This is a genomic window from Comamonas sp. A23 (genome assembly GCF_004522605.1).
In the GTDB taxonomy this organism is placed as follows: Bacteria; Pseudomonadota; Gammaproteobacteria; order Burkholderiales; family Burkholderiaceae_C; genus Comamonas; species Comamonas thiooxydans.
This window is the reverse complement of sequence record NZ_RSDT01000006.1, coordinates 133,035-157,421: the sequence shown is the minus strand read 5'-3', so window position 1 is coordinate 157,421 and position 24,387 is coordinate 133,035. Positions and strand designations below refer to the sequence as shown.

Sequence of the window (24,387 nt, the reverse complement as noted above, 5' to 3'; positions counted from 1 at the left end):
ATTGCCCAAAGAAATAAATGCCATGACTCAAAGCTCTGCTGCAACGACATTGCAGGTCGACTTTTCGCTGGACCTGATCTGCCCCTGGTGCTGGATCGGTCTGCGCAATCTGCTGGCCGCCCGTGAGATGCTGCTGGCCAGATATCCCGACCAGCAGCTTGCAATCCATTGGCATGCAGACACTCTGCTGCCCCATATCCCGGAGCATGGAGTGCCTTACCAGGCCTTCTACGAAGCCAGGCTGGGCGGTCCCAGGGCCGTGGAGGTTCGCCGTGCCCAGGTGCGCTCGGCGGCCCATGCGGCGGGCCTGCAGATCAATCATGCGCTGATTGAAACCTTCCCCAGCACGCGCCTGGTTTGTGCGTTGGTCAACTACGCGCAGACTCTGCTCGATGGTGAATCCATGATCCGTTTTGTGGAGTCCATCTTTGCCGCTTACTTTGTGCAGGGCCGCGATATAGGCTCGGTCATGGTGCTGCAGCAGCTGGCGCACTCGGCAGCACTGGACTGGAATCCTTCCCGCTTTGATGCGCTGCGCTACCAAAGCGAGGCCGGCCATACCGGCGGCGTGCCGCATATGGTGTTCAACCAGCGTCTGCAGGTGACGGGCGCGGTGGCGCCCGCGGAGCTGCTGCGCGCCATGGAGCATGCCCGTGTTGCCGACAGCATCTTCGCCTGATACCGCATTGCTGGCCGCCGGTGCCGTGCGGGATTTGCCGCCTGGCGGGCGAAAGTTGGTCTTCACGCCTGGTGGCCAGAGCATCTTGCTGCTGAATGTCGAAGGCGAGTTCTATGCCTTGGAGAACAGCTGCCCGCATGCGGGTGCCTCCATGGCCGGCGGCAATTGCGATGCCCATGTGCTGAGCTGCCCCGCGCATGGACTCAAGTTCGATATCCGCAGCGGCAAGTGCACGGCATCGCCGCAGATGACGATTCCTCTCTACGAAGTTCTTGTCAGAGAGGGACTGCTCTGGCTCAAACCGCCTGACAACTGCTGATAAACCATCGAGCGCTGATGTGCATAGAAGAAGGCCCGCAGATTTTCTCTGCGGGCCTTCTTCTATGGTTTCAGGATTGATGTCCTCTGGCCGGCAACCGGCAGGCGCCGGTTGCCATGGATTGGACTCAGAACGTGTGGCGAATGCCGATGTCAAAGCCCGAGGCATTGCCGCCAGCGACTGGAATCGGGCCTTGCAGCGCGCCCGTGGCCACCGGCAGGTTGATGCTGCCGCGGTTGTCTACATAGGCATAGGTGCCGTAGAGTGCGGTGCGCTTGGAGAGGTTGTGCACATAACCCACTGCGTACTTGTTGGAGCTGCTGCCGCTGTTGTCATTGCGGTTCAGGCGCATGAAGCTCATGGGGATATTGCCGTTACCGACCTTCCAGATGGCACCCAGCTGCCAGTAGCGTACATGGTCGGCATTGTCCAGACCTGCCAGGCGGTTGCCAGTGCGGTGATCGGCAGCCAGAACCATGAGGCGGTGGCCCTCCCAGAGGTAGGATGCGGCGGCATTGATCTGTCTGTAATCGTCGGCCGCACGGTTCTTGGTGGACGTGATGGCGACGGCTGCATCCCAGTTGTCGCCTCCATAGCCCAGGCGTGCACCATAGACGCGGCCGTCCTGGCGGTTGGGGCCGGCATCGTTTTCACCGAATGCAGTCATCAACTGATAGAACAGGCCTTTGCAACTGGAGCTGGAGCAGCCGGGCGAGAAGTAGCCAATGCTGTTCGATGCCCGAAAGCCCGTCACAGTGGTGCCGTGCAGCACATGCAGGCTCATGCCCACGCCCAGGCGAAAGGGGTCGTAGTTGAACATGTTCCAGAAGGCGGGCACATAGTCGCGGCCCAGGCGTACCTCGCCCCATTGCTTGCTCTGCAGATAGACCAGGGCCTTGCGGTTGAAGCTCAGACCATTGCTGCTGCCTGCCCCCGAAGGCTGGTTGTTGGTGTTGGAGGCCTGGCCGGTGCCGTTGTCGGTATTGAGACCCGCTTCCAGATCAAAGCCGGCGGCCAGACCGTTGCCGAGATCTTCACGGCCCTTGAAGCCCAGGCGGCTGGCCTGATTGCCGCTGGAGGTCAGCATCTGACGCGAGCCTGCGCCAGCGCCGCGGTAATTGGATACGGCCATATCCACCACGCCATAGACCTGCACAGAGGATTGTGCCGAGGCCGCCAGCGGCGCCAGCGTGCATGCGAGAGCGCTCAGCGCATTGAAAGCCATTTTTTTTGTAGTCATTCATGTCTCCTTGAACCGTTGAAAAAAGATGCCTGGTGGCAAACCGACGAAAAACACAGCAGGGCAAGGCCGGGCCTGGGGATGGGTTAGGGCGCAGGCAAGCCCCCAGCTCTAATCCCGCCAAAGGACTGGAGCCGGGTGCGGCCGCCCACGGTGCCAAGGGTTGGCACTGGGCAGAGGTCTTGAATCAGATAAGTAATGGAGCAGCTTGAGGGCAACTGCTCAAGGACCCGGGCCTCAGTTTTCGGGCTTGTAGCCTATGGACTTGAGCAGGGCTGCCTGTTTGCGGCTGGCCTCTTTGAGGTCGGCTGTCATTTCTGCCGTGGTAAGGGGCTGGCCGGGCTCCATGCCCACCGTGGCGAGCTGTTTGAGCACGGCCTCCTTGCGGAAATGTGCCAGCGCCACGTCCCGCAGCTTCTGCTGGATGGCTGCCGGGGTTTGCGGGTGGGACCACAGGGCAAACCAGCCTGGTTTGGAAAGCTGGGGGTAGCCCAGCTCCGTGAAGGTCGGCACCTCTGGCAAAGTCTGCAGGCGGCTCGGGTAGACGACTGCCAGCGCCTTGATCTTGCCGCTGCGAATCAGGGGTAGCGAAGTGGTGACGCCATCGAACATCACCGGGATATGACCTCCCATGAGGTCCACCAGCGCAGGGGGCGAGCCCTTGTAGCCCACATGGCGCATATTGATCTTGGCCAACTGGCCCAGCAGCATGCCCGAGGTGTGACCTTTCAGGCCCGTGGCGTAGGAGGCAAAGTCCACGCCGTCGCGTTGCTGTCTGGCGTAGCTGATGAATTCGGGCAGGGTCTGGAACGGCAAATCCTTGTTGGCGACCATGACCAGTCCGGTGCGTGTGAGCTGGGCCAGCGGCGTCAGGTCCTTGAACGGGTCGAAACTGACTTTCTGGGCCAGGGGCGCCTCGCTCAGTGCTCCGTCCTGAATTACCAGAAAGGTGTAGCCGTTTTTGCCATGGGACTTGAGGTCCTGGATGCCGATGGCCCCCGAGGCACCGGGCTTGGACTCCACGATCACGGGCTGCTTGAGCTCTTGCTGCATGCCCTCTGCCAGCAGGCGGGCCAGGGTGTCAGCCGTGCCGCCGGCAGGCCCGGTGACGATCAGGCGTATGGGCCTGGTCGGCCAGTCCACGGTCTGCTCGGCCTGTGCGGGCAAGGCCAGGCTGGCGGCCACGGCCATGACGGCCAGGCCTAATTTCCGGCGCAGTGCGCAGGCTGTCGCGGTGCGAGAACCTGCGGTGTCCACTGAATTGCGTGAGGCGGGTGTCGTTGCCTTCATTGCTTGTCTCCTTCAATGGGGAGATCTGGCTCCCCATCTGCGCGCACCTTTTATATATTGTGGGTGGCTGCGCATTCATCGTGATGGTCTTCGGGCGGTTCAGGCCGTTGGCTCGGGCTGTCGGGCTTCGATCCGAGCCTGCAAATCCTCGATCAGCTGTTTTGCCTGCGGCCAGGGGCCATGGCCCGAGGCCGGGTTCAGGTGGCCCTGGGGGCCCAGCTCCACCAGCTCGCTCCCCCAGTCGCGCGCAAAGCCGCGCGCGCGCTCCAACGCGGTCAGCGGGTCATTGCTGCTGGCTGCCAGTAGTGTGGGAAACGGCAGGCGCTGGCGCGGGATGGGCGTCCAGCCGTGGGCTGCCAGCACATCCTTGGGGGGGTAGCCGGCAGGCATCTGGGTTTCCACATCGGCGGGGGCGGCCAGCAAGGCTCCTAGAATGGGACGGGCTCGGCGCAGCGCCCAGTGCGCGACCATCATGCAGCCGGCGCTGTGCGCCACGATGATGACGGGGCCGTCGATGCTGTCCAGTGCACGGTCGATCGCGTCCAGGCGGGCATGGCAGCTGAGCTTGTCCTGCTCCAGCGGTGGAACGGTGACGCAGGGGACGGACTGCGCAGTCAGCTCCTTTGCCAGCAGCGTCTGCCAGTGCTCTTCCACATGGTCGCGCAGGCCGGGGATGATGAGAATCGTGTGCTTCAAGGTCATCTTCTGTCTCCTGGCTCAGTCCGTGGGGCCGCCGATGATGGCGGTGCGTTCCATCTTGCGGTGGCAGGGCTGGTAGTCCATCACTGCGTAGTGCTGGGTGGAGCGGTTGTCCCAGAAGGCTACGCTGTTTTTGCTCCATTTGAAGCGCACCTGGTACTCGGGAATCATGGCCTGGCTGGTCAGGTAATTGAGCAGTTGCGAGGAACCGGGCGATTTGTCCAGGCCGAAGCGCACATTGGCGGGTGTGTTGTAGTTGGTGAAATGGGTGGTGAAGCTGCTGTTGACGAACAGAATCTTCTCGCCGGTTTCGGGGTGGATGCGGACCACGGGGTGCTCGGCGTCGGGGTATTGGGCCTTGAGTGCCAGACGCTTTTCGATAGGCATGACGGCACCAAAGCTCGCTTCGATGCTATGGCGGGCACGCAGATGCTCGATCTTGACCTTGATGTCGTCTGGCAGGTTCTCATAGGCCATCACCATGTTCACCCACATGGTGTCGCCGCCCACTGGCGGGCATTCAACGCAGCGCAGCACGCAGCCCATGGGGGGCTGCTCGCGCCAGGTGGCATCGGTGTGCCATGAGTTTTCGTTGCGGTCCAGAGGGTTGTCGGGGGTCTTGTAGATCTGCACCAGGCCTGGGTGCTCGGGGTGGCTTCCCACCACCGGGTGGTCTTCCAGTTCGCCAAATTTGCGCGCAAATGCCACATGCTCGGCGCGTGTGATGTCCTGGTCGCGGAAAAAGATCACGCGGTGCTTGAGCAGTGCCTGGCGGATCTCGGTCATCAGGCCTTCGTCCTCGGCGGCCGCTCCCAGGTGAACGTTGGACAGCTCCGCACCGATGGAGCAGGTCAGAGGATTGACTTCCAGCGAGCGGGTCAAAGAGCTGGAGCGGATAAGGGCGGGTGCTGCGCCAACCTCGTTTTTCATTGGGAAGTCTCCTTATAGAATCAATGTCGCCAGTGTGAAAACTCCCCTCGATCGGCGCTTGTCATTACATGACTGGTGCTTTGCAATTAGTGCCAAGTTAGTGAAACCCCATGGCCTCTCTCGTTCGCGCCGCCTGCTTGACCAATTACGCCGAAGTCGCCCAGGCTTCGGGACTGAATGGCGCGCGCATGCTGCTCGATGCCGGCCTGAGCCCCGGTGTGCTCGACGAGCCGGATCTGATGATTCCGGTGGACAAGGTGGGGCGCCTGCTGCAGGCCTCGGCCACGCAGTCGGGCAATGAAAGCTTTGGTCTGTGCATGGCGCGCTCGCGCCTGCTGTCCAATATGGGGCCGGTGGGCCTGCTGATTCGCGATCAGGCTACGCTGCGCGATTCGCTGAACCTGCTGGTGCGTCATCTGGCCCTGCTCAACGGCGCCATGACGCTGGAGCTGGACGAGCAGGCCGACACGGTGCTGATCCGTGAGCTGTTGCTGGCCGGCCGTGCCCATGAGCCTACGCGCCAGCGCGTGGAGCTGGCGCTGGGCGTGATGGTGCGCGCCATTCGGCAGCTGATAGGTCGCGACTGGCAGCCTCGCATGGTGTGTTTCGAGCACGCCGCGCCCAAGGACCTGAGCATGCATCACCTGATGTTCGGCCCGCGCGTGGAGTTCAATCAAGAGTTCAACTGCATTGTTTGCGTCAAGGCCGATCTCGATACGCGCAACGAATTTGCCGACCCTGCCATGGTGCGCTATGCCCAGAAGCTGCTGGAGTCCGTGGCTCCCATGAGCGAGGAAGCAGTGCTGGACGATGTGCGCCGCACCATCTTGCTGCTGTTGCCCAGCGGGCGCTGCAGCATTGAGAAAGTCAGCGAGCACCTGGGTGTGGTGCCACGCACCATTCAGCGCCGGCTGACGGAAAAGGGGCAGAGCTTTTCCTCGCTGATGAACGATATCCGCAAGGAGCTGGCCGTGCGCTATGTGTTCGAGAGCAACCGCTCTTTGACCGAAGTGGCCGAGCTGCTGGGCTTTACGGCCCCCAGCAGTTTTTCACGCTGGTATCAGAGCCAGTTCGGCTGCAGTGCCAAGGACAGCCGTGCCAAGGCGCAGACCGAAGGCACGGGCGGCGCATAAAAAAGCGGGCCGAAAGGGCCCGCCAAACACACTACCAAAGTGCCACCCCAGGGAGAGGGCGGCTACGCCAGCGTCCTTCAGTTGCTGGCGATTCTGAGCTTGCTCAGAATTTTGCGGTTCTGCTCCACCGTGTTCAGCATTTTTTGTTGCAGCTCCGTCATCGTGCTGGGCTGGGGTGCGTCAAAGCCCTGGGTTTTGAGCTGCGCCTGAAACTTGGCGGATTGAGTCACCTTGTCCATTTCCTGGCGCACCTTCTGGATCAGGGCCGGGGGCGTGCTGCTCAGCACGAACAGTCCCACACTGGCATCGGGCAGCACAAAGTCGGGCATGTTCTGCTCGGCAAAGCTGGGCACATCGGGTAGCAGGCGCGAGCGGTTGGGCGAGACCACGCCCAGGGCCTTGATCTTGCCGGCCTTGACCAGCGGGGCTGCATTGGTCACCACTTCAAAGGTCAGTTGTACCTGATTGCCGATCAGGTCGACGATGGCAGGGGCCGAGCCCTTGTAGGGCACGGCGGTGATCTTGCCGCCGCTTTTCTCGCTCAGCAGCTCGCCCAGCATGTCCGAGCGGGTGCCAGGGCTCAGGTTGGCGATATTGATCGGGCCGGAGCTCTTTTTTGCATAGTCCAGCACTTCCTGAATCTTGTTGGGTGGAAAGCTGTTGTTGGCCACCAGCATATGCACCATGGAGGCCACATCCGAGACATAGGTGAAGGTCTTGTGCACATCGAACGGCGTCTTCACGGTAAGCGGAAAGTCGGTCCAGATGCTGGAGGGCGCAATCATCAGCGTATGCCAGTCGGCAGGTGCATTCATCACGGCGCGCTCGGCAATCACGGCCGATCCGCCGGGTTTGTTGTCGACGACCACGGGCTGGCCCAGATTGGTCTGCAGATGATCGGCCACCAGGCGCGCCACACCATCGGTGATGCCACCAGGAGGCGCAGGAACGACGAGGCGGATGGGTTTGACGGGCCAGGCGGATGCGGGGGTCTGAGCCTGTACGGCGGTGCTGGCCATTACGCCGACGCAAAGAATTGCGGCGCAGGAACGCAGGGTTCGAGGAATGTTTCGCATGTGTTGCTCCCTAAATGGAGTTGCTCAGATGGTGCTGGCGGGAGAGTCTGTGACCCGCCCATCTTCAAGAACGCAAGCATTCAGCGCTTGTCTTGCTGCGGCGCTATCGGCCCTGGCTCGCAAGACGCGAATCACGGGCATCACTTGCGGGCCGGGTGGTCCAGCAAAATTCACAGCGGTTGTCATTGATGTCTCCTGTCGTTTTTCATGGGGGGCAGACATTCGGCATGACGCCGATCTCTGTCTCGCAGGGGGCAGACCCAACGAATAGGTGATCCGCTGAATCTGCCGGCATGTCCCTGCGCTCTTGTGCTTGGGGTGTAGGAATGCACCAATTCATGATGGAGGTCCGCAAGTCCGGTGACTTGGCGTTTCATGCCTGCGACTTCGCATTTGATGACTGCAGTACTCCGCACTTACCCGATGTAGGGCTGCAGCCTGCATGGCTTCGATGCGTGCTTGAGGCGCGGTATGGGCGCCTTGCAATCGGAGCCGCGAGGAGGGGGAGGTCGCAGGTTGCCGATGGTGCGCGGCAGTCGCCTGGACTTTTGCAGTGCATGAACCGATGTCGTCTCTCTGTTGCCTGAGCCAATCACCTTCAGGCATGGTTTGCCGGTCTTGTCGCGTTTGAGAAAGCGCGTGTCTTGAAATGCAAAGTGGCATCTCGCACGGCATTTGATACTGGCTTCACGCATCGGCAATGGCCTGAAATCGGCTGATGCAGTTTGTCCAGACACTGATTTCTCGCACTCAAACCGGAGACAACAACCATGAACTTTCTTGACGGTCACCTGTATCCCGAAAACCAGCAACCGCTGATCATCACTGCAGCTCCCTACGCTCCGGGCTGGATTCCCTCGGACTTCCCCGAGGACATCCCCATCACCATGGAAGAGCAGATTCAGAAGGCCGTGGACTGCTATGAGGCCGGCGCCACCGTGCTGCATCTGCATGTGCGTGAAGACGACGGCAAGGGCAGCAAGCGTCTGTCCAAGTTCAACGAGCTTATTGCCGGTGTGCGTGAGCGTGTGCCCGAGATGATCATCCAGGTCGGCGGCTCCATCAGCTTTGCGCCCGAAGGCCCGGACGGCGAAGCCAAGTGGCTCTCCGACGATACCCGCCATATGCTGGCCGAGCTGACACCCGTGCCCGACCAGGTGACGGTGACCGTGAACACCACGCAGATGAACGTGACCGAGCATGCCGGCGAAGACGACTTCCGCGGTGTCTCGCGCGGCTTCCCGCATCTGCACAAGACCTACAAGGACATGATTGTTCCCTCGAACCCCAGCTTCGTCGAAGAACATATCCGTCGCCTGTCCGAAAAGGGCATCCAGAGTGCCTTCCAGGTCTACAACATCAACAGTTTCGAAACCATAGAGCGCATGATCCGCCGTGGCGTCTACAAGGGGCCGCTGGTCATGAACTGGGTCGCCATCAGCGGCGGCATGGACCAGGCCAATATCTACAACCTGGCCAATATGCTGCGCGCCGTGCCCGACAACGCCATCGTGACGGTGGAAAGCTCGGTGCTGAACGTGCTGCCCATCAATATGATCGGTATGGCCCTGGGTCTGCATGTGCGCTGCGGTATCGAAGACGTGCTGTGGAATCAGACCCGCACCGGCAAGATGAGCACCGTGGAGCAGATCAAGCAGCTGGTGCGCATTGCGGGCGAGTTCGGTCGCCCGATTGCCACGGCCCAGCAGGCCCGCGAGATCAAGCAGATCGGCGTGTTCTACGAAACCGCCGATGAAACCCTGGCCAAGAACGGCTTCGCACCCAACCGCAAAGGGGCCAACCAGGGCTTTCTGCGCAAGCCCATGGAAGCTGTGGCCTGAGTCTCAAAGCCCGGGTGACCGGGCCCGGCTGATCTAGCCGCTGTGCGTTTGTCACGCTTGCCTGGTGGATGCGTGGCCAAGCGCCTGCCACCGCCGACTTCCTTGAGAAGTCGGCTTTTTATTTCTCTGGATTCAAGCCCGCAGATAAAGGTCTTCGCCGCGCACGTTGCGCTCCTGCAGGATTTCTCCGACCGCCAGCAGCTCATCCAGATGCTGGGAAATGCTGCGCGTCTCGGCCCCCTGTACCCAGGGCGCATCAAAGCCTTGCGGGTAGAGCAGGCGCTGCTCCACCATCTGCGAGAGCGTCATGGGCCGCTGCGCCAGCCATTCGAGAATGCGCGCACCGCGCTCGTCAATGACCGCAGCAAAGCGCTTGAGGTCTCGAATAAACGCCTCGCGTTCCGTGTAAATGCCCTTGTGGTGCGAGGTCACCCAGACCCGGGCATCGATCTCGGGCAGCCGCGCCAGGCTGCGGCGAAAGTCCGTCAGACAGGAGCAGGCATCGCCGTAATAAGGGCCGAATCCTGTCAGGTCGATATCGCCGATAAAGGCAACACCTTCGGGCTCGATCAGCAGCACGGTATGGCCTGCCGTATGGCCAGGCATATGAATGGCGCGAATCTGCGACTGACCCAGCTCCCAGACGGCTCCATCCTCGTAGCCCCTGGCATCGGGTCTGGGGGCGTAGAAGAATTCGCTCTCCAGCTTGCTGCGCATGATGCCGGCCTGAGCCGAATCAGCCCAGCCAAAGGTGGCAACCAGGCCCTCCCAGCTTTGCAAGGCCGCCAGATCGCCCGCGTGAGCAAAGACCTGCGCGTCTGGTAGGCGGTGCAGGCCGGCCATATGGTCCTCATGCACATGACCCATCACCACCAGCTCGGTGGCATCGAACTCGGCCCCGATATGGTTGGCAACGATAGGCGTATCCAGCGCTGCCAGCGTATCGCTGCCGCGAGTCATGACCTGGTTGCCGTCCGGATACTTGCCACCCTTGGCGCCGCGAAACACCGTCACGCGGCCAAACTGGTGGCGCTGTATGTCTGTCTGGGCTGTGTCGATGGGATGCATCATGGTCTGAGTGGAGGAAAGTGAAGCCGGCTTCTGCGAAGATTAAAACCTTGGATGTATTTGCGCTGTCACCACAGCGCTTTGAAAGACGAGTCGGAGATGACCCAACAAGACAAACAGGCTCAGGAAGCCCATCTGATCGAGCACCCCATCAAAAGCGAGCTGGTGCACCAGGGCAGTTTTCTGCAGGTGAGGCTCGATACCGTGCGTCTGCCTCATGGCGGGCAGGCCACGCGCGAGTATGTGGTGCACCCCGGCGCCGTGGTGGTGATAGGCCTGCTCGACAATGGCCGCGTGCTGCTGGAGCGGCAGTTTCGCTACCCCGTGGGCCGGGTCATGACGGAGTTTCCTGCAGGCAAGCTCGATGCGGGCGAGCAGCCGCTGATCTGCGCTCAGCGCGAGCTGCTGGAGGAAACCGGCTACAGCGCGCGGGAATGGGCCTATGCCGGCCCCATGCATCTGGCGATCGGCTACTCCGACGAAGTCATTCACATCTTCTTCGCGCGCGGCCTGACTGCGGGCGAGCGCCAGCTCGATGCCGACGAGTTTCTCGATGTCTGCAGCATGACGGCTGACGAGCTGCTGGACGGCGTGCGTAGCGGCCAGGTCACCGATGCCAAGACCTTGAGCTGCTGCCTGTGGCTGCAGAACGTGCAAAGCGGTGCCTGGCCTCTGGAGTGGAAGCTAGCTTGATTTTTTGATAGCTGCTTGCGTATATTGGCAATGGGTTTCAGCTATGAAAGTTCCTGAAATTCATAGCAGTCAGGCGCTGGCTGCTTCTTTTTCGGGATTGCCTGATGCCTATCAGTGTTTGTCGTCGGGTGATGACAGGCGCTGCATGACCTTCCTATAAACTGGTGCCATGCACCATGGCGTACCACCTCTATTTGAGGGTTGCCGTCTGAAGCGGTGTTCAGGAGTGTTTCATGGAATCGTCAGAGCTTGAGGATGACAGCGTTTTCGAGAGTGCGGCCGAGCTGTTCAAAGCCATGGCTGCGCCCATGCGGCTGAAGATCATCAGCGCGTTGTGCAACGGAGAAAAAAACGTCTCCGAGCTGCTGGCTTCCATAGACACGACCCAGCCCAATATGTCTCAGCATCTGAACACGTTGTACCAGTCCGGCATTCTGGGCCGCAGGCGCGAAGGGGTCAGCATCTACTACTTCATCGCCAACGAGAAGGTCGTCCATATGTGCCGCACCATCTGCGTGCAGATTGCCATCGAACAGAACTGACGGCTTGAGCCCAAAAGAAGAAAAGGCGCACCAGGCGCCTTTTTTCATGGCCGTATGTGGTTCAGGGCTTGAGATAGACAAAGCCTTCTTTGGCCTGCAGGCGTGCGACTTCGGCCACACCGGAGGGGACGACCGAGGCCTCCATCAGCAGGCTTGAGGCATCGAGCTTGCGCGTTTGCAGCGTGTTGTTGCAGACCTTGAACTCCACGCCGCGCCCCACCAGTGCGCTGACCTGGCCGCTGAACTCGCGGCCCTTGCTGTCCTTGGCATTGTTCAGCAGAAAGTCTATGCCTGGCCCATGGGTGACCACCACGATCTTGTCCGTGGGCGAGGCATTGAGTTCGTTATTGATATTGGCGAGTATGGCGGCCGCTGTTTCCACGCCGGTGTTGACGTGATAGACCACTTTCACATCCTGAGCGGCGGCAATCGCCGTACACAGGGCAAAGCTCAGGGCAAGGAACTGGCGCTTCATGGAATGTCTCCTGTGGTGTCTATGGGAATCAGGGAAGATGCCCTTGGTTAAATATTGCCACTTGCTTATATTAACGATGACGCAAACATTCAAAAATAGGGCAAGCGCTAGTGGCGACATGCAAGCATGACGCGCTGCCCATGCAAGGGAGACAAAGCCATGACAAGCTGGGCAGGAGCTGCGCTGAGGAGCTTTGTGTGGGCAACGATTGCAGCGACAGGTACAGCGGCCGCGCATGATGCAGCCCCCAGGTCGCTCATTCCGCAAGCGGTCAGCGCGCCCGTGATGGAGTTGCAACAGGTGGCTGCCAATGTATTTTTTGTGCAGGGCGTATCGGCGCTGGGCAGCCCGGCCAATCGTAACTTCATCTCCAATGCGGGCTTTGTCATCACCCATGACAGCGTGGTCGTGATCGATGCGCTGGGTTCGCCCGCACTGGCCGAGGAGCTGGTGCAGAAAATCCGTACGCTGACGCCCAAGCCCATCAGCCATGTGCTGCTGACCCACTATCACGCCGACCACATCTATGGCCTGCAGGTGTTCGAGGCCCTGGGCGCAAAAATCGTGGCCCATGCCCAGGCGCGTGAATACATCAACTCCGAGACCGCGCATCTGCGGCTCGAGGCTTCGCGCAAGGATCTGGCGCCCTGGGTCGACCAGGGCACGCGCCTGGTGCCGGCGAGTCAATGGGTGTCGGGCGACAGCTCCACGCTGAAGGTGGGGGGCGTGGACTTTGTGCTGCAGCACATGGGGCCCTCGCATACGCCGGAGGATACGGCGATCTTCCTGCCGCAAAGCGGTGTGCTGTTCATTGGCGATGTGGTGTTTCGCAACCGCATTCCCTATGTGGGCCAGGCCGACAGCCGCCACTGGATTGCGGCGCTGGACGAGTTGCTCAAGCTGCCTGTGAAGGTCATGGTGCCGGGCCACGGCCCGGCCTCCGAGCAGCCGCGCCAGGACATGCAGCTGACGCGAGACTATCTGCACTATCTGCGCGAGGCCATGGGCAAGGCCGCAGCCAATCTTGACCCGTTTGACGAGGCCTATCAGGCGACGGACTGGTCCAGGTTCTCGGCTTACCCGCTGTTCAAGGAAGCCAATCGCATGAATGCCTACAACACCTTTTTGCTGATGGAGCAGGAAAAGCCGTGATGGAAACAGCCAGCTCCTTTCGTGCCCGCAGAAGACTGTGCTTGCAGCTGCTGCTGGCGGGGGCGGCCCCGGCGTGGGCGGCGCTCGATGCCTCTGAGCGCCTGCTGCCCACCAGCCAGAGCCTGCAGCACGACCTGGCCTTGGCGCTGGCCCGCAAGCAGCCGTTGGTGGTGATGGCAAGCCTGCATGGCTGCCCGTTCTGCAAGATCGTGCGCGAACATTACTTGCTGTCGTTGCAACAGTCCGGGGCTTTGGTGACTCAGATTCATTTTCTGTCACGTGAGCCTTTGCAGAGCTGGGATGGCACGGCGACCACGCATGACGACATGGTCAGGCAACTGGAGATCGAGGTTGCTCCCACCGTGCTTTTTCATGGAGCAGGACGACGGGAAGTGGCTGATCGCCTGATTGGCAGCTCCATCCCCGATTTTTATGGCGCTTATCTGGATGAGCGTATGAAGACTGCCCGGGCAGCGGTGCAGGGGCGTTGAGCCGGGTATGGATATCGCTGTTCCTGTTCGGGAATAACGAGGGTTAGCGCGGGATCTCAAATCTGACGAGCTGTTGGATACTTTAAATAACAACATGCTTATATATAAATATAAGGAGACCAAGCGATGAAAACTGCATCCTGGCTGGGTGGCTTGACGGTGTTGCTGGGGCTGGCTGTTCCTGCACTGGCGCAGGCGGATCAGGCGCTGGCGCAGAAGAACGCCTGCATGGCCTGCCATGCGGCGGACAAGAAACTGGTAGGCCCGGCGTTCCAGGATGTGGCCAGGAAATATGCGGCCCAGGCCGATGCACAGGCCTATCTGGTCAAAAGCATCAAGGCCGGTGGCTCCGGCAAATGGGGGCCGGTGCCCATGCCCGCCCAGCCAGCACTCAGCGATGCGGACACCCAGACGCTGGCGGCCTGGATTCTCAAGGGTCCCAAATGAAACAGGCGTGTCGTGCTTTCCCGGTAAGCGCCACCAACGATCAAAGAGAGAGCTTATGCAAAGCCAGTTGATGGGCAAGGTGCGCAAGGCACCCGAAAACTTTGTGCGGGCGGACGATGTAGGTACGGTGTTTGCCGAAGCCAGGGCAGGTCGGCGTGACTTCATTCGCGGGGCTTTCGCGGCCGCGGCAGCCAGCGCTGCAGCTGTCCATGCGCAGGACCGGCAGGCCGTGAGCGGCGATGGGGACCCGAATATTCTGGAGCTGCCCGCACACAGCAAGGGCCTGGGCCAGCCGGTGGTCACCGACGGCTACGGCAAGCCTTCCAGGTACGAGGCCAATGTGCAGCGTCGCCAGAGCCCGGGTCTGACCCAGACCAAGCAGGCCTCGGTATCGTTTGCGCCGCTGCAGTCGCTGTTCGGCATCGTCACGCCCAGCGGTCTGCATTTCGAGCGCCACCACCAGGGCTGGTGGGACATCGACCCCTCCAAGCACAGGCTGATGATCAATGGTCTGGTGAAGAATCCCAAGGTCTTCACCATGGACGAGATCATGCGTCTGCCTTCGGTGTCGCGCTTTCATTTCATAGAATGCGGCGCCAACACCGGCATGGAGTGGGGCAATGTGGCCGTGCCCACGGTGCAGTACACACACGGCATGCTGTCGTGCAGCGAGTTCACGGGCGTGCCCCTGATTACGCTGCTGGAGATGGCCGGTGCCGATCTGAAGAAGGGCAAGTTCATTCTGGCCGAGGGGGCGGATGGCTCGTCGATGACGCGAACCATCCCCGTGGAGCTGATTACCTCGGGCGAGGTGCTGGTCGCCTACGGCCAGAACGGCGAGATGCTGCGGCCCGAGCAGGGCTATCCGCTGCGTCTGGTGGTGCCCGGCGTGCAGGGCGTGAGCTGGGTGAAATACCTGCGCCGCATCGAGGTGGGCGACATGCCTTATGCAGCCAAGGACGAGGCGATCCACTATGTGGACCTGATGCCCGATGGACAGCACCGTCAGTACTCGAGCATTCAGGAGTGCAAGAGTGTGGTCACCACGCCGTCCGGCGGCCAGATGCTGCTGGACAAGGGTTTCTACAACATCACGGGCCTGGCCTGGTCGGGGCGCGGCAAGGTCAAGCGCGTGGATGTGAGTGTGGATGGCGGTCGCAACTGGCGCACGGCCCGGCTCGAAGGGCCGGTGATGGGCAAATGCCTGACGCGCTTCAACCTGGACTGGGTCTGGAATGGTGAGGAATGCATCATCCAGAGCCGCGCCATGGATGAGACCGGCTATGTGCAGCCCAGCTACCAGCAACTGCGTGCCGCGCGCGGCACGCGCTCCATCTATCACAACAATTCCATCCAGTCCTGGGCGGTACGTGCCAACGGGGAGGTCGCGAATGTTCAGCTTGCATAAACCTCTGCTCCTGCTGACGCTGCTTGCCATGGGCGTGGCCGCCGGGCCCGCTGCAGCGCAGAGCAAGTCTGCCGAAGACCGCTATCCCGGCGTGGGCCGCAATGCCACGGGCAAGGAGGTTCTGGCCTGGGATATCGATGTGCGCCCTGACTTCAAGGGGCTGCCCGCAGGCTCGGGCTCGGTGCAAAAAGGCATGGATGTGTGGGAGGCCAAATGCGCGTCCTGCCATGGGGTGTTCGGCGAATCCAACGAGGTGTTCAGCCCGCTGGTCGGCGGCACCACGGCCGAGGACATCAAGACCGGGCATGTGGCGCGGCTCAAGGATCCGGCCTTTCCGGGCCGCACGACCCTGATGAAGGTGGCCACGGTGTCCACGCTGTGGGATTACATCAATCGTGCCATGCCCTGGAATGCGCCCAAGTCGCTGTCCACCGAAGAGGTGTATGCCGTCACGGCCTATCTGCTCAACCTCGGTGGCGTGGTGCCCGAGAGCTTCACGCTCAGCGATACGAACATTGCCGAGGTGCAGCGGAAGCTGCCCAACCGCAACGGCATGACGACCCGGCATGCTCTGTGGCCCGGCAATGAGTTCGGCAAGAGCGTCAGGCCCGATGTGCTGGCCACTGCCTGCATGAGCAACTGCGGCCCCGAGCCCAGGCTGCGCTCGGCCTTGCCCGAGCATGCCAGCAACAACCACGGCAATCTGGCCCAGCAGAACCGGCTGGTCGGTGCCCAGCGCGGCATCGAGACCGATGGCGGTGCAAGCAAGGCGGTCAAGCCTGCGGTTGACAGGAAATCGGGCAGTGCGGCACCGACGGCCTTGCTGGAGAAGAACGCCTGCATGGCTTGCCACGGCATGGCGCAGAAACTCGTCGGCCCGGCCTTCAGCGAAATTGCCAGCAAGCACGGTGGCCAGCTGGACTATCTGGCAAACAAGATCAGGGTCGGAGGCTCCGGCGTCTGGGGATCAACGCCCATGCCACCCCAGCCCAATCTCAGCGATGCTGATGCCAAGGTGATTGCCCAGTGGCTGGCGGCGGGCGCCAAGCCCTGATGCAGCTTGTGTCGTGCGACTGTGAAATGAATGAAAAGGAGACAAAGATGAAACGTAGAGACGCCCTCAGGAACAGTGCGGCCGTGCTCGGCATGCTGGTGGCCGCCGGTCTGCTGCCGCAAGCAGCGCAGGCTGCCTATAACAAGACCGCTTTCGACGCCAAGACCGTGGCCGATGTGCTCAAGGCCATGGGAGCTGCTGCGCCTGCCGAGAGCAAGGACGTGACGCTGACGGCGCCCGACATCGCCGAAAACGGGGCCGTCGTGCCTCTGGGCGCAGCGACCAGCCTGCCCAATGTGAAGCAGATGCTGGTGCTGGTGGAAAAGAACCCCAACACGCTGGTTGCGGCCTTCACCGTCAACGAGGCGCTGGAAGCCAACTTCCTGACCCGCGCCAAGCTGGGGCAGTCCTCCGATGTGTATGCCGTGGCCATCACCAATGACGGCAAGGCTTTCTATGCCAAGAAGGAAGTCAAGGTCACCCTCGGTGGCTGCGGCGGTTGATTGCAAAAAGTCATCTGAAACAGGAGAAGAACATGGCTGATCCAATGCGTATTCGTGCCCAGGCTGCAGGTGACAAGACCACCGTGCGCGTGCTGATGTCCCATGAAATGGAGACCGGCCAGCGCAAGGATGCGGAAGGCAAGACCGTGCCCGCCTGGTTTATTCAGGAGGTGACGGCCGCGCACAACGGCAAGCAGGTGCTGCAGGCTGAGTGGGGGCCCGCGGTTTCCAAGAACCCGTTTCTGCAGTTCGTGGTCAAGGGTGCCAAGGCTGGCGACAAGATTTCGGTGAGCTGGAAGGACAACAAGGGCGAAACCCGCACCGATGAAGCGACCGTGAGCTGAGCACGGCAGAGACAGCGGCTGGCCGCCGGCCAGCCTTCACCCAAGTCCAGAATCAATCAAAAAAACAGAGAGGTGCCCCATGAGACATTCCTCCCCGGGCCAGGCGGCTGCCGCCGTGCTGGCCTTGTGCATGGCCGCGCCGGTGCTGGCGCAAAAGTCCACAGTCGACGGCATTGCCGAATACCGTGAGATGCTGCAGGACGGCAACCCTGCCGAGCTGTTCGAGATGAAGGGCGAGGGGCTGTGGAAGCAAAAGCGCGGCCCCCGCAAGGCGTCCATGGAGCAGTGCGATCTGGGCAAGGGGCCGGGCGTGGTCAGGGGTGCCTTTGTGGAGCTGCCGCGCTATTTTGCCGACACGGGCAGGGTGCAGGATCTGGAGTCGCGCCTGCTGACCTGCATGGAAAGGCTGCAGGGGCTGGACGCGCAAAAGATTGCGGCAACAGCGTTCGGCAAGGACGAGCAAAAGAACATGGAAGGGCTGGTGGCCTGGATTTCATCGCAGTCCAAAGGCATGAAGTTCAACCTGCCCCAAGGCCATGCGCAGGAAAGGCAGATGTACGAGGCGGGCAAGCGCATGTTCTATATGCGCGGCGGCCCGCATGACTTTGCCTGTGCTTCCTGCCATGGTGCGGATGGCAAGCGAATCCGCATGCAGGATCTGCCCAATCTGACCAGGAACCCCGGCGCTGCGGAAGGCTTTGGTGCCTGGCCCGCCTATCGGGTTTCATCAGGCGAGCTCTGGAGCATGCAGCGCCGCCTCAACGACTGCTTCCGTCAGCAGCGCTTTCCCTATCCCGGTTACGCTAGCGACGTGACGGTGGCGCTGGGGGTGTTCATGGGCGTCAACGGCAAGGGCGGGACGTCAACCGCACCGGCCATCAAGCGATAAGGAGGCCCTATGCGCAAGCAAAAACACATGCCGTACCTGGCCGTGGCCGCATCGTTGCTGGTGCTGGGCTGTGCCTCCGTCGACGGGGCGGCGGACATCGATGCCTTGACGGCCAGGATGGTGCAGACCTCTTTCCGCGACCAGGGCATCGCCAAGGTCGATCGCCTGCAGCAGGACGAATCGAATGCGGCCTGCAGCGCTGCCGATGCATCCGGCAAGCCGTTGGCACCTGCACGTGCGCAAGCCATCGAAGCTGCCAATCTCAAGACCGTCAAATGGCCTCAGGATGGCAAGCTGCTCGGCGACTGGAAGGAGGGCGAAAAGATCGCCCAGAACGGTAGAGGCATGACCTGGAGCGACAAGGCAGGCAGCGCCAATGGCGGCAACTGCTACAACTGCCACCAGATCAGCAAGGAAGAAATCTCCTTTGGCACGCTGGGCCCCAGTCTCTACAACTATGGAAAGATTCGCGGCATCAAGGATCCGTCTAGCCCCGAATCCAGAGCCATCGTCGAGTACACCTGGGGCAAGATCTGGAACGCCAAGGCCTACAACGCCTGCTCGGGCATGCCCCGCTTCGGTCACTCCGGCATCCTCACCGAAGCGCAGACACGAGATCTTGTCGCCTTGCTTGTCGATCCTGCCTCTCCCGTCAACAAATAGCTCCCTCTGAGCGGCTATGCCGCTTGCCCCTCTCTCGCATTGCTTCGCAATTCGAGAGGGGATGACCCTTCGCACCCCTTGCCTGGCGTCTGCCAAGCAGTTGCGGCGCGCAGCATTACGCACACAACTTATGCAAATTCGGATCGGGCAGGGTAGAAATGCCCGTGCTTGCCTCCTTGTTTGCATAGGTACCAACGGATATCAGCATGAGTCTTTCCAAACGCGAATTTCTGCAAGTGCTGGCAGCAGCCAGTGTCTCGGGCATGGGATTGCAGCGCTATGCCTACGCCGATCAGTCGCTGGCCGACAAGGCCTTGTATGAGGTGGCGCCGTTCGGCAACGTGTCCCTGTTGCATATGACGGACTGCCATGCTCAGCTCAACCCGATTCACTTTCGCGAACCCAGTGTCAATCTCGGTATTGCTGCGATGAAGAACCAGCGCCCGCATCTGGTGGGCGAGCATCTGCTGCGCTCCGTGGGCATCAAGCCAGGCACGGCGTCGGCCCATGCCTTCAGCTATCTGGACTTCGAGGCGGCGGCCAGGCGCTACGGCAAGGTGGGCGGATTTGCCCATCTGTCCACGCTGGTCAAGCGCATGCGCGCCTCGCGTCCTGGCGCACTGCTGCTGGACGGCGGCGATACCTGGCAGGGCTCGGCCACTTCGCTTTGGACCAATGCCCAGGACATGGTGGATGCCTGCAAGCTGCTGGGCGTGGACGTGATGACGGGCCACTGGGAATTCACCTACGGCATGCAGCGCGTGCAGGAGATCATCGACAAGGATTTCGGCACGCAGCTCGACTTTGTGGCACAAAACGTCAAGACCGCCGATTTCGGCGATCCGGTGTTCAAGCCCTATGTGATCCGCGAGATCAACGGCGTGCCCGTGGCCATCATCGGCCAGGCCTTTCCGTACACGCCGATCGCCAACCCGCGCTACATGGTGGCGGACTGGAGCTTCGGCATCCAGGACGACAATCTGCAGAAGATGGTGGACGAGGTTCGCGCCAAGGGCGCCAAGGTGGTGGTCGTGCTCTCGCACAACGGCATGGACGTGGACCTCAAGATGGCTAGCCGCGTGCGCGGCATAGACGCCATCCTGGGCGGGCACACGCATGACGGCATGCCAGTGCCCACGCTGGTGCAGAACGCAGGCGGCAAGACCATCGTCACCAACGCGGGCTCGAACGGCAAGTTTCTCGGGGTGCTGGACTTCGATGTCAGGGACGGCCAGGTGCGCGGCTTCCAGTACCGGCTGCTGCCGGTATTCGCCAACATCCTGCCTGCCGATGCCCAGATGCAGGCGCTGATCACCCGGGTGCGTGCGCCCTATGAAAGCCGGCTGGGCGAAGTGCTGGCGCGCACCGACGGCACGCTGTACCGCCGTGGCAACTTCAACGGCACGGGCGACCAGTTGCTGCTGGACGCCATGATGGAGGTGCAGAATGCGCCGATTGCCTTCTCGCCGGGCTTTCGCTGGGGGACATCGTTGCTGGCCGGGCAGGACATCACGCGCGAATGGCTGATGGACATGACGGCCACCACCTATTCCTATGCCACGGTGACCGAGATGACGGGCGCCACGATCAAGACCGTGCTCGAAGACGTGGCCGACAATCTCTTCAACCCCGACCCCTACTACCAGCAGGGCGGCGACATGGTGCGCGTGGGCGGCCTGCATTACCAGTGCGACCCGGCGGCCGGCGCGGGCCGGCGCATCAGCGACATGCGCCTGAACGGTCAGCTGCTGGAGGCCGACAAGAAATACAAGGTGGCCGGCTGGGCGCCCGTGGCCGAGGAAGCCAGGACGGCCGGCAACAAGCCGATCTGGGAGCTGGTCGAGCCCTGGCTCAAGGACCGCAAGACGCTCGGGCCGCGCAGGCTCGATGAGCCAAGACTGATCAATGTCGGCGGCAACCAGGGGCTGGCCAAGGCCTGATGAAAGCCGATTAAGACAGTGTTATCGCGCGGGCTGGGGTATATGCCATTGCCTTGAAGCCGGGCCGCGCCGTCCAATGCCCGCATGAGTCCTGCCGAGTTTGATTCCCTGACGGCCACCGTTCTGGTGGCCATTTTGTTGCTGGCCGCTGTGCTGGGCTTTGTGATGCGCGAGACCCGCTTTTGCACCGTGGGTGCCATCAGCGATGTGGTGTATCTGCAGGACTGGGGACGGGCGCGCCAGTGGTGCATGGCCATCGCCGTGAGCATGCTGGGCTTCACGGCGCTGGCGCTGTGGGGCCAGTTGCAGGTGGGTGATGCCCTTTATGCCAGCCGTCGCCTGCTGTGGCTGTCGGCCCTGGCGGGAGGGCTGCTGTTTGGCGGCGGCATGGTGCTGGCATCGGGTTGCGGGGCCAGGAATCTGACCCGGCTGGGCAGCGGCAGCCTCAAGGCGCTGGTGGTGCTGCTGGTCATGGGCGTGGCCGCCTTTGCCACGCTCAAGGGCATTACCGCCGTGGCGCGGGTGCGCTGGCTGGACAGCGTGCATCTTGAATTCGCGGGCCCGGCCCTGCTACCTGAGTGGCTGGCCGGTCATGTCGCCTGGCCCTTGACGCTGCTGCGCGGCGTGCTGGGCCTGGGCCTGGGGGCGCTCTTGCTGCTGCTGGCCCTCGATCCCCGGCCCGGCGCCGAGCGCAGCCGGGTCGTGCTGCTGGGCGGGCTGCTGGTGGGCCTGTGCGTGACGGCGGCCTGGTGGCTAGGCGGCCATCTGGCACTGGTGGCCGAGCACCCCGAGACGCTGGAGCAGGTCTATGCCGCGACCTATAGCGGCCGTATCGAGGCCTTCAGCTTTGTCACGCCGGTGGCGCACACGCTGGACTGGCTGATGTTCTTCAGTGATCGCAACAAGGTGCTGACCTGGGGCATTGCCTCGGTCGCGGGCGTGGTTCTGGGCAGCTTTGTCCATGCGCTGTGGCGCAGGGACTTCCAGTGGCAGGGCTTTGCCGACCGCGGCGATCTGGCCCGTCATCTGCTGGGAGGGCTGATGATGGGCGTGGGCGGTGTGACGGCCATGGGCTGCACCGTGGGCCAGGGCATCAGCGCGATCTCCATGCTCAGTCTGGGCAGCTTTGTGGCGCTGGCCGGCATTGTGCTGGGGGCGGTGCTGATGCTGCGCCATCTGGCAGAGACGGCATGAAGAAAAGAAAATTCGATAGCTGCTTGCGCTTTCTGATCAACAGATTCAGTATGAAAACCTGCTGAAAACGAGAAAAGGAGCGCGGTAGGCGCTCCTTTTTTATGGGTCTCAGCATTTCAGAGCTGGCGCAGGCGTGCTGCAGCCTCGATCAGGGTTTCGTCTTTCTTGGCAAAGCAGAAACGCACCACGCGCTGGTCGAAACCGTCGCCGTAGAAGGCCGACAGCGGAATTGCTGCCACGCCGATCTCCCGGACCAGCCACTGGCAGAACTCGGCCTCGTTGAGGTCCGAGACAGAGGAGATGTCGGCACACAGGAAATAAGTGCCGGCCGTGGGCAGCAGCTTCAGGCGCGAGCCCTGCAGGCCGCCGAGGAACAGATCGCGCTTGGCCTGGTAGAAGGCCGAAAGCTCCATATAGGGCGCGGGGTCCTGCATGTACTGCGCGAGACCCGCCTGCATGGGCGTGTTCACGGTGAACACATTGAACTGGTGCACCTTGCGGAATTCGGCGCTGAGGGCGGCGGGCGCGGCCACGGTGCCGACCTTCCAGCCCGTGACATGGTAGGTCTTGCCAAAGCTGGAAACGATGAAGGCGCGCTCGGCCAGGCCCGGGTAGCGGGCGCTGCTCAGATGCTCGGCACCGTCGAAGACCATGTGCTCGTAGACCTCGTCGCTGATCAGCAGCACATTGGTGGGCGCCAGCAGGGCTTCGAGCTGGCGCATTTCCGCATCGGTCCAGATGGTGGCGCTGGGGTTGTGCGGGCTGTTGATGATCAGCAGGCGCGTGCGCGGAGTGATGGCGGCAGCGATCCTGGCAAAGTCGGGGCGGAAGCTGCCGGGTGTCAGCGGCACCCGCACGGCCACGCCGCCGGCCATCTCGATATTGGGCACATAGCTGTCGTAGCAGGGATCGAGAACGATGACTTCGTCGCCTGCATGCACGGTGGCCAGGATGGCTGTGAGAATGGCCTGGGTGGCGCCGGCGGTAATGGTGATTTCGCTGCCCGCGTCATAGCGGCGGCCGTGCAGCGTTTCGATCTTGGCAGCCACGGCCTCGCGCAGTGCGGGCCAGCCAGCCATGGGCGGGTACTGGTTGTGACCGGCACGCATGGCGTCGTTGACAGCGTCGAGCAGCCTGGGGTCGCAACCGAAGTCGGGGAAGCCCTGGCCCAGATTGACGGCCTGGTGTTCGGCGGCCAGCGCCGACATGACGGTGAAAATGGTGGTGCCCACATTGGGCAGCTTGCTGGGGAAGTTGGGAGTCACGATAGTCTTGCAATGCATGGGCCGGGCGCACAGGCACCGGCCCTTGAGGCGGGCAGGATCAGAGCCCGAAGTCGTCCACGCTGCCGTTCATGGCGCGCATGATGAGGTCGCGCGAGAGACGGTCGCTGAGCAGCTCGGCAAACCGGTAGACGAAGTTGCGCAAGTATGCGCCGCGCTTGATGGCCACACGGGCCACGCTGGTGCCGAACAGATGGCCGACGGGGCGCACCACCAGGTCGTTGACGGGATCGTCGCGCATGGCCATCTCGGCCACGATGCCGATGCCCAGGCCCAGACGCACATAGGTCTTGATCACGTCGGCATCGATGGCTTCCAGCACGATATGCGGATGCAGGCGGCGCATCTCGAAGGCCTGGTCGATCTTGCCGCGTCCGGTAAACGACGGGTGGTAGGTGATCAGGGCTTCCTGGGCGATGTCCTCGAGCGTGATGCGCTCTTTCTGCGCCAGCGGGTGGCCCGTGGGGATGACCAGCACATGCTGCCATTCGTAGCAGGGCAGGGTCACCAGATCGGGGTAGTCGGCCAGCGATTCGGTGGCCATGCCGATCTCGGCGACTTCGTCGATCACCATGCGCGCGACTTCGGCGGGCGTGGCCTGGTGCAGGCTGATGGTGACCTTGGGATAGAGCTCGCGCAGGCGTGCCACGGCGGGCGGCAGCACATAGCGTGCCTGGGTGTGGGTGGTGGCGATGCTCAGCGTGCCGCTGTCCTGGGCGCTGTATTGCTCGCCGATGCGCTTGAGGTTGCCCACCTCGCGCATGATCAGCTCTATGCTCTTGAGGACTTCCTGTCCCGGCTCGGTGATGCGCTTGAGGCGCTTGCCGTGGCGCGCAAAGATATCGATGCCCAGCTCTTCTTCAAGCTCGATGATGGCTTTGGAGACTCCGGGCTGGGAGGTGTGCAAGGCCTTGGCCGCCTCGGTGAGGTTGAGATTGCGGCGGGCGGCTTCCTGAACGAAGCGGAATTGATGCAGGTTCATGACGGCATGGACTAAGAACTTGCATCATTATGCTTCAAATATCTAAAGAAGC

At 62.0% G+C, this 24,387-nt stretch carries 26 protein-coding genes; 17 read left to right on the top strand and 9 right to left on the bottom strand.

Translation table 11 applies throughout. The features are described 5' to 3' along the window. The first annotated feature begins 22 nt into the window (after positions 1–22). Together EIC84_RS15220 and EIC84_RS15215 are read left to right on the top strand one after the other, a co-directional pair. The gene (locus tag EIC84_RS15220; protein ID WP_003062781.1) at positions 23–679 is read left to right on the top strand and encodes a DsbA family protein; all 657 of its coding nucleotides are present in this window, start codon (positions 23–25) and stop codon (positions 677–679) included. Beyond that, on the top strand, positions 648–998 hold the full coding sequence (locus tag EIC84_RS15215) for a Rieske (2Fe-2S) protein (RefSeq protein ID WP_050788931.1): 351 nt from the start codon (positions 648–650) through the stop codon (positions 996–998). Before EIC84_RS15220 ends, EIC84_RS15215 begins: the two co-directional genes overlap by 32 nt. Before the next feature lie 127 nt (positions 999–1,125). Here EIC84_RS15215 and EIC84_RS15210 read toward each other — a convergent pair whose 3' ends face one another. From EIC84_RS15210 to EIC84_RS15195, 4 genes are all read right to left on the bottom strand, one after another. Further along, positions 1,126–2,238, bottom strand: a complete 1,113-nt coding sequence (locus EIC84_RS15210; RefSeq protein ID WP_223305591.1) for a porin — start codon at positions 2,236–2,238, stop codon at positions 1,126–1,128. A gap of 237 nt (positions 2,239–2,475) precedes the next feature. Beyond that, entirely contained in the window at positions 2,476–3,528 is a 1,053-nt protein-coding gene (locus EIC84_RS15205; protein WP_003062787.1) for a tripartite tricarboxylate transporter substrate binding protein, read from the bottom strand. Between the two features lie 99 nt (positions 3,529–3,627). Continuing rightward, positions 3,628–4,230 (bottom strand): alpha/beta hydrolase, encoded by a 603-nt coding sequence (locus tag EIC84_RS15200; RefSeq protein ID WP_046460155.1) that lies wholly within the window; start codon positions 4,228–4,230, stop codon positions 3,628–3,630. A gap of 15 nt (positions 4,231–4,245) precedes the next feature. Next, complete coding sequence (locus EIC84_RS15195; protein ID WP_003062789.1) at positions 4,246–5,157, bottom strand: TauD/TfdA family dioxygenase; 912 nt, start codon at positions 5,155–5,157, stop codon at positions 4,246–4,248. A gap of 110 nt (positions 5,158–5,267) precedes the next feature. Here EIC84_RS15195 and EIC84_RS15190 point away from each other — a divergent pair, with 110 nt between their 5' ends. Further along, complete coding sequence (locus EIC84_RS15190; protein WP_003062790.1) at positions 5,268–6,290, top strand: AraC family transcriptional regulator; 1,023 nt, start codon at positions 5,268–5,270, stop codon at positions 6,288–6,290. Positions 6,291–6,367: 77 nt separating this feature from the next. On the opposite strand, the gene EIC84_RS15185 is transcribed toward EIC84_RS15190, so the two are convergent. Then, positions 6,368–7,366, bottom strand: coding sequence for a tripartite tricarboxylate transporter substrate binding protein (locus EIC84_RS15185; RefSeq protein WP_231879693.1), 999 nt, complete (start codon positions 7,364–7,366; stop codon positions 6,368–6,370). A gap of 770 nt (positions 7,367–8,136) precedes the next feature. Here EIC84_RS15185 and EIC84_RS15180 point away from each other — a divergent pair. Beyond that, a complete protein-coding gene (locus EIC84_RS15180) occupies positions 8,137–9,207 on the top strand; it encodes a 3-keto-5-aminohexanoate cleavage protein (protein ID WP_003062794.1) in 1,071 nt (356 codons plus the stop codon). A gap of 132 nt (positions 9,208–9,339) precedes the next feature. On the opposite strand, the gene EIC84_RS15175 is transcribed toward EIC84_RS15180, so the two are convergent. Further along, positions 9,340–10,278, bottom strand: coding sequence for an MBL fold metallo-hydrolase (locus tag EIC84_RS15175; protein WP_003062796.1), 939 nt, complete (start codon positions 10,276–10,278; stop codon positions 9,340–9,342). A gap of 96 nt (positions 10,279–10,374) precedes the next feature. Between EIC84_RS15175 and EIC84_RS15170 the strand changes: the two genes are divergently transcribed. Continuing rightward, positions 10,375–10,968, top strand: a complete 594-nt coding sequence (locus tag EIC84_RS15170) for an NUDIX domain-containing protein (RefSeq protein ID WP_003062798.1) — start codon at positions 10,375–10,377, stop codon at positions 10,966–10,968. Between the two features lie 233 nt (positions 10,969–11,201). Next, positions 11,202–11,510, top strand: a complete 309-nt coding sequence (locus EIC84_RS15165) for a metalloregulator ArsR/SmtB family transcription factor (protein WP_003053925.1) — start codon at positions 11,202–11,204, stop codon at positions 11,508–11,510. A gap of 61 nt (positions 11,511–11,571) precedes the next feature. Here the strand turns inward: EIC84_RS15165 and EIC84_RS15160 are convergent, their stop codons facing one another. Next, positions 11,572–11,985 (bottom strand): DsrE family protein, encoded by a 414-nt coding sequence (locus EIC84_RS15160; RefSeq protein WP_003062800.1) that lies wholly within the window; start codon positions 11,983–11,985, stop codon positions 11,572–11,574. A gap of 159 nt (positions 11,986–12,144) precedes the next feature. On the opposite strand from EIC84_RS15160, the gene EIC84_RS15155 reads away from it, so the two are divergent. The 11 genes from EIC84_RS15155 (at position 12,145) to EIC84_RS15105 (ending at position 22,070) form a co-directional block, all read left to right on the top strand. Beyond that, positions 12,145–13,137, top strand: a complete 993-nt coding sequence (locus EIC84_RS15155; protein WP_003062802.1) for an MBL fold metallo-hydrolase — start codon at positions 12,145–12,147, stop codon at positions 13,135–13,137. Continuing rightward, positions 13,137–13,628, top strand: coding sequence for a hypothetical protein (locus EIC84_RS15150; RefSeq protein ID WP_003062805.1), 492 nt, complete (start codon positions 13,137–13,139; stop codon positions 13,626–13,628). Before EIC84_RS15155 ends, EIC84_RS15150 begins: the two co-directional genes overlap by 1 nt. Before the next feature lie 126 nt (positions 13,629–13,754). Further along, complete coding sequence (locus EIC84_RS15145; RefSeq protein ID WP_003062806.1) at positions 13,755–14,075, top strand: c-type cytochrome; 321 nt, start codon at positions 13,755–13,757, stop codon at positions 14,073–14,075. Positions 14,076–14,130: 55 nt separating this feature from the next. Then, the gene (gene soxC / locus EIC84_RS15140) at positions 14,131–15,483 is read left to right on the top strand and encodes a sulfite dehydrogenase (RefSeq protein ID WP_003062808.1); all 1,353 of its coding nucleotides are present in this window, start codon (positions 14,131–14,133) and stop codon (positions 15,481–15,483) included. Then, positions 15,467–16,537 (top strand): c-type cytochrome, encoded by a 1,071-nt coding sequence (locus tag EIC84_RS15135; RefSeq protein WP_003062810.1) that lies wholly within the window; start codon positions 15,467–15,469, stop codon positions 16,535–16,537. Before soxC ends, EIC84_RS15135 begins: the two co-directional genes overlap by 17 nt. 47 nt (positions 16,538–16,584) lie before the next feature. Then, positions 16,585–17,040 (top strand): thiosulfate oxidation carrier protein SoxY, encoded by a 456-nt coding sequence (gene soxY, locus EIC84_RS15130; RefSeq protein WP_034361536.1) that lies wholly within the window; start codon positions 16,585–16,587, stop codon positions 17,038–17,040. Positions 17,041–17,072: 32 nt separating this feature from the next. Continuing rightward, positions 17,073–17,384, top strand: coding sequence for a thiosulfate oxidation carrier complex protein SoxZ (gene soxZ / locus EIC84_RS15125; protein WP_003053938.1), 312 nt, complete (start codon positions 17,073–17,075; stop codon positions 17,382–17,384). A gap of 79 nt (positions 17,385–17,463) precedes the next feature. After that, positions 17,464–18,273, top strand: a complete 810-nt coding sequence (gene soxA / locus EIC84_RS15120) for a sulfur oxidation c-type cytochrome SoxA (RefSeq protein WP_003062814.1) — start codon at positions 17,464–17,466, stop codon at positions 18,271–18,273. Between the two features lie 9 nt (positions 18,274–18,282). Continuing rightward, complete coding sequence (gene soxX, locus EIC84_RS15115) at positions 18,283–18,936, top strand: sulfur oxidation c-type cytochrome SoxX (protein WP_003062816.1); 654 nt, start codon at positions 18,283–18,285, stop codon at positions 18,934–18,936. A 206-nt stretch (positions 18,937–19,142) separates the two neighbouring features. Then, positions 19,143–20,876 carry a thiosulfohydrolase SoxB gene (gene soxB / locus EIC84_RS15110; RefSeq protein WP_003062818.1) on the top strand — a complete coding sequence of 578 codons (1,734 nt, stop codon included), beginning with the start codon at positions 19,143–19,145 and terminating at the stop codon, positions 20,874–20,876. An 84-nt stretch (positions 20,877–20,960) separates the two neighbouring features. Then, positions 20,961–22,070 (top strand): YeeE/YedE family protein, encoded by a 1,110-nt coding sequence (locus EIC84_RS15105; RefSeq protein ID WP_003062819.1) that lies wholly within the window; start codon positions 20,961–20,963, stop codon positions 22,068–22,070. Between the two features lie 116 nt (positions 22,071–22,186). Here the strand turns inward: EIC84_RS15105 and EIC84_RS15100 are convergent, their stop codons facing one another. After that, entirely contained in the window at positions 22,187–23,353 is a 1,167-nt protein-coding gene (locus EIC84_RS15100; protein WP_034361512.1) for a pyridoxal phosphate-dependent aminotransferase, read from the bottom strand. 40 nt (positions 23,354–23,393) lie between these two features. Then, positions 23,394–24,335 carry a CysB family HTH-type transcriptional regulator gene (locus tag EIC84_RS15095; RefSeq protein ID WP_003062823.1) on the bottom strand — a complete coding sequence of 314 codons (942 nt, stop codon included), beginning with the start codon at positions 24,333–24,335 and terminating at the stop codon, positions 23,394–23,396. Positions 24,336–24,387 lie beyond the last annotated feature (52 nt).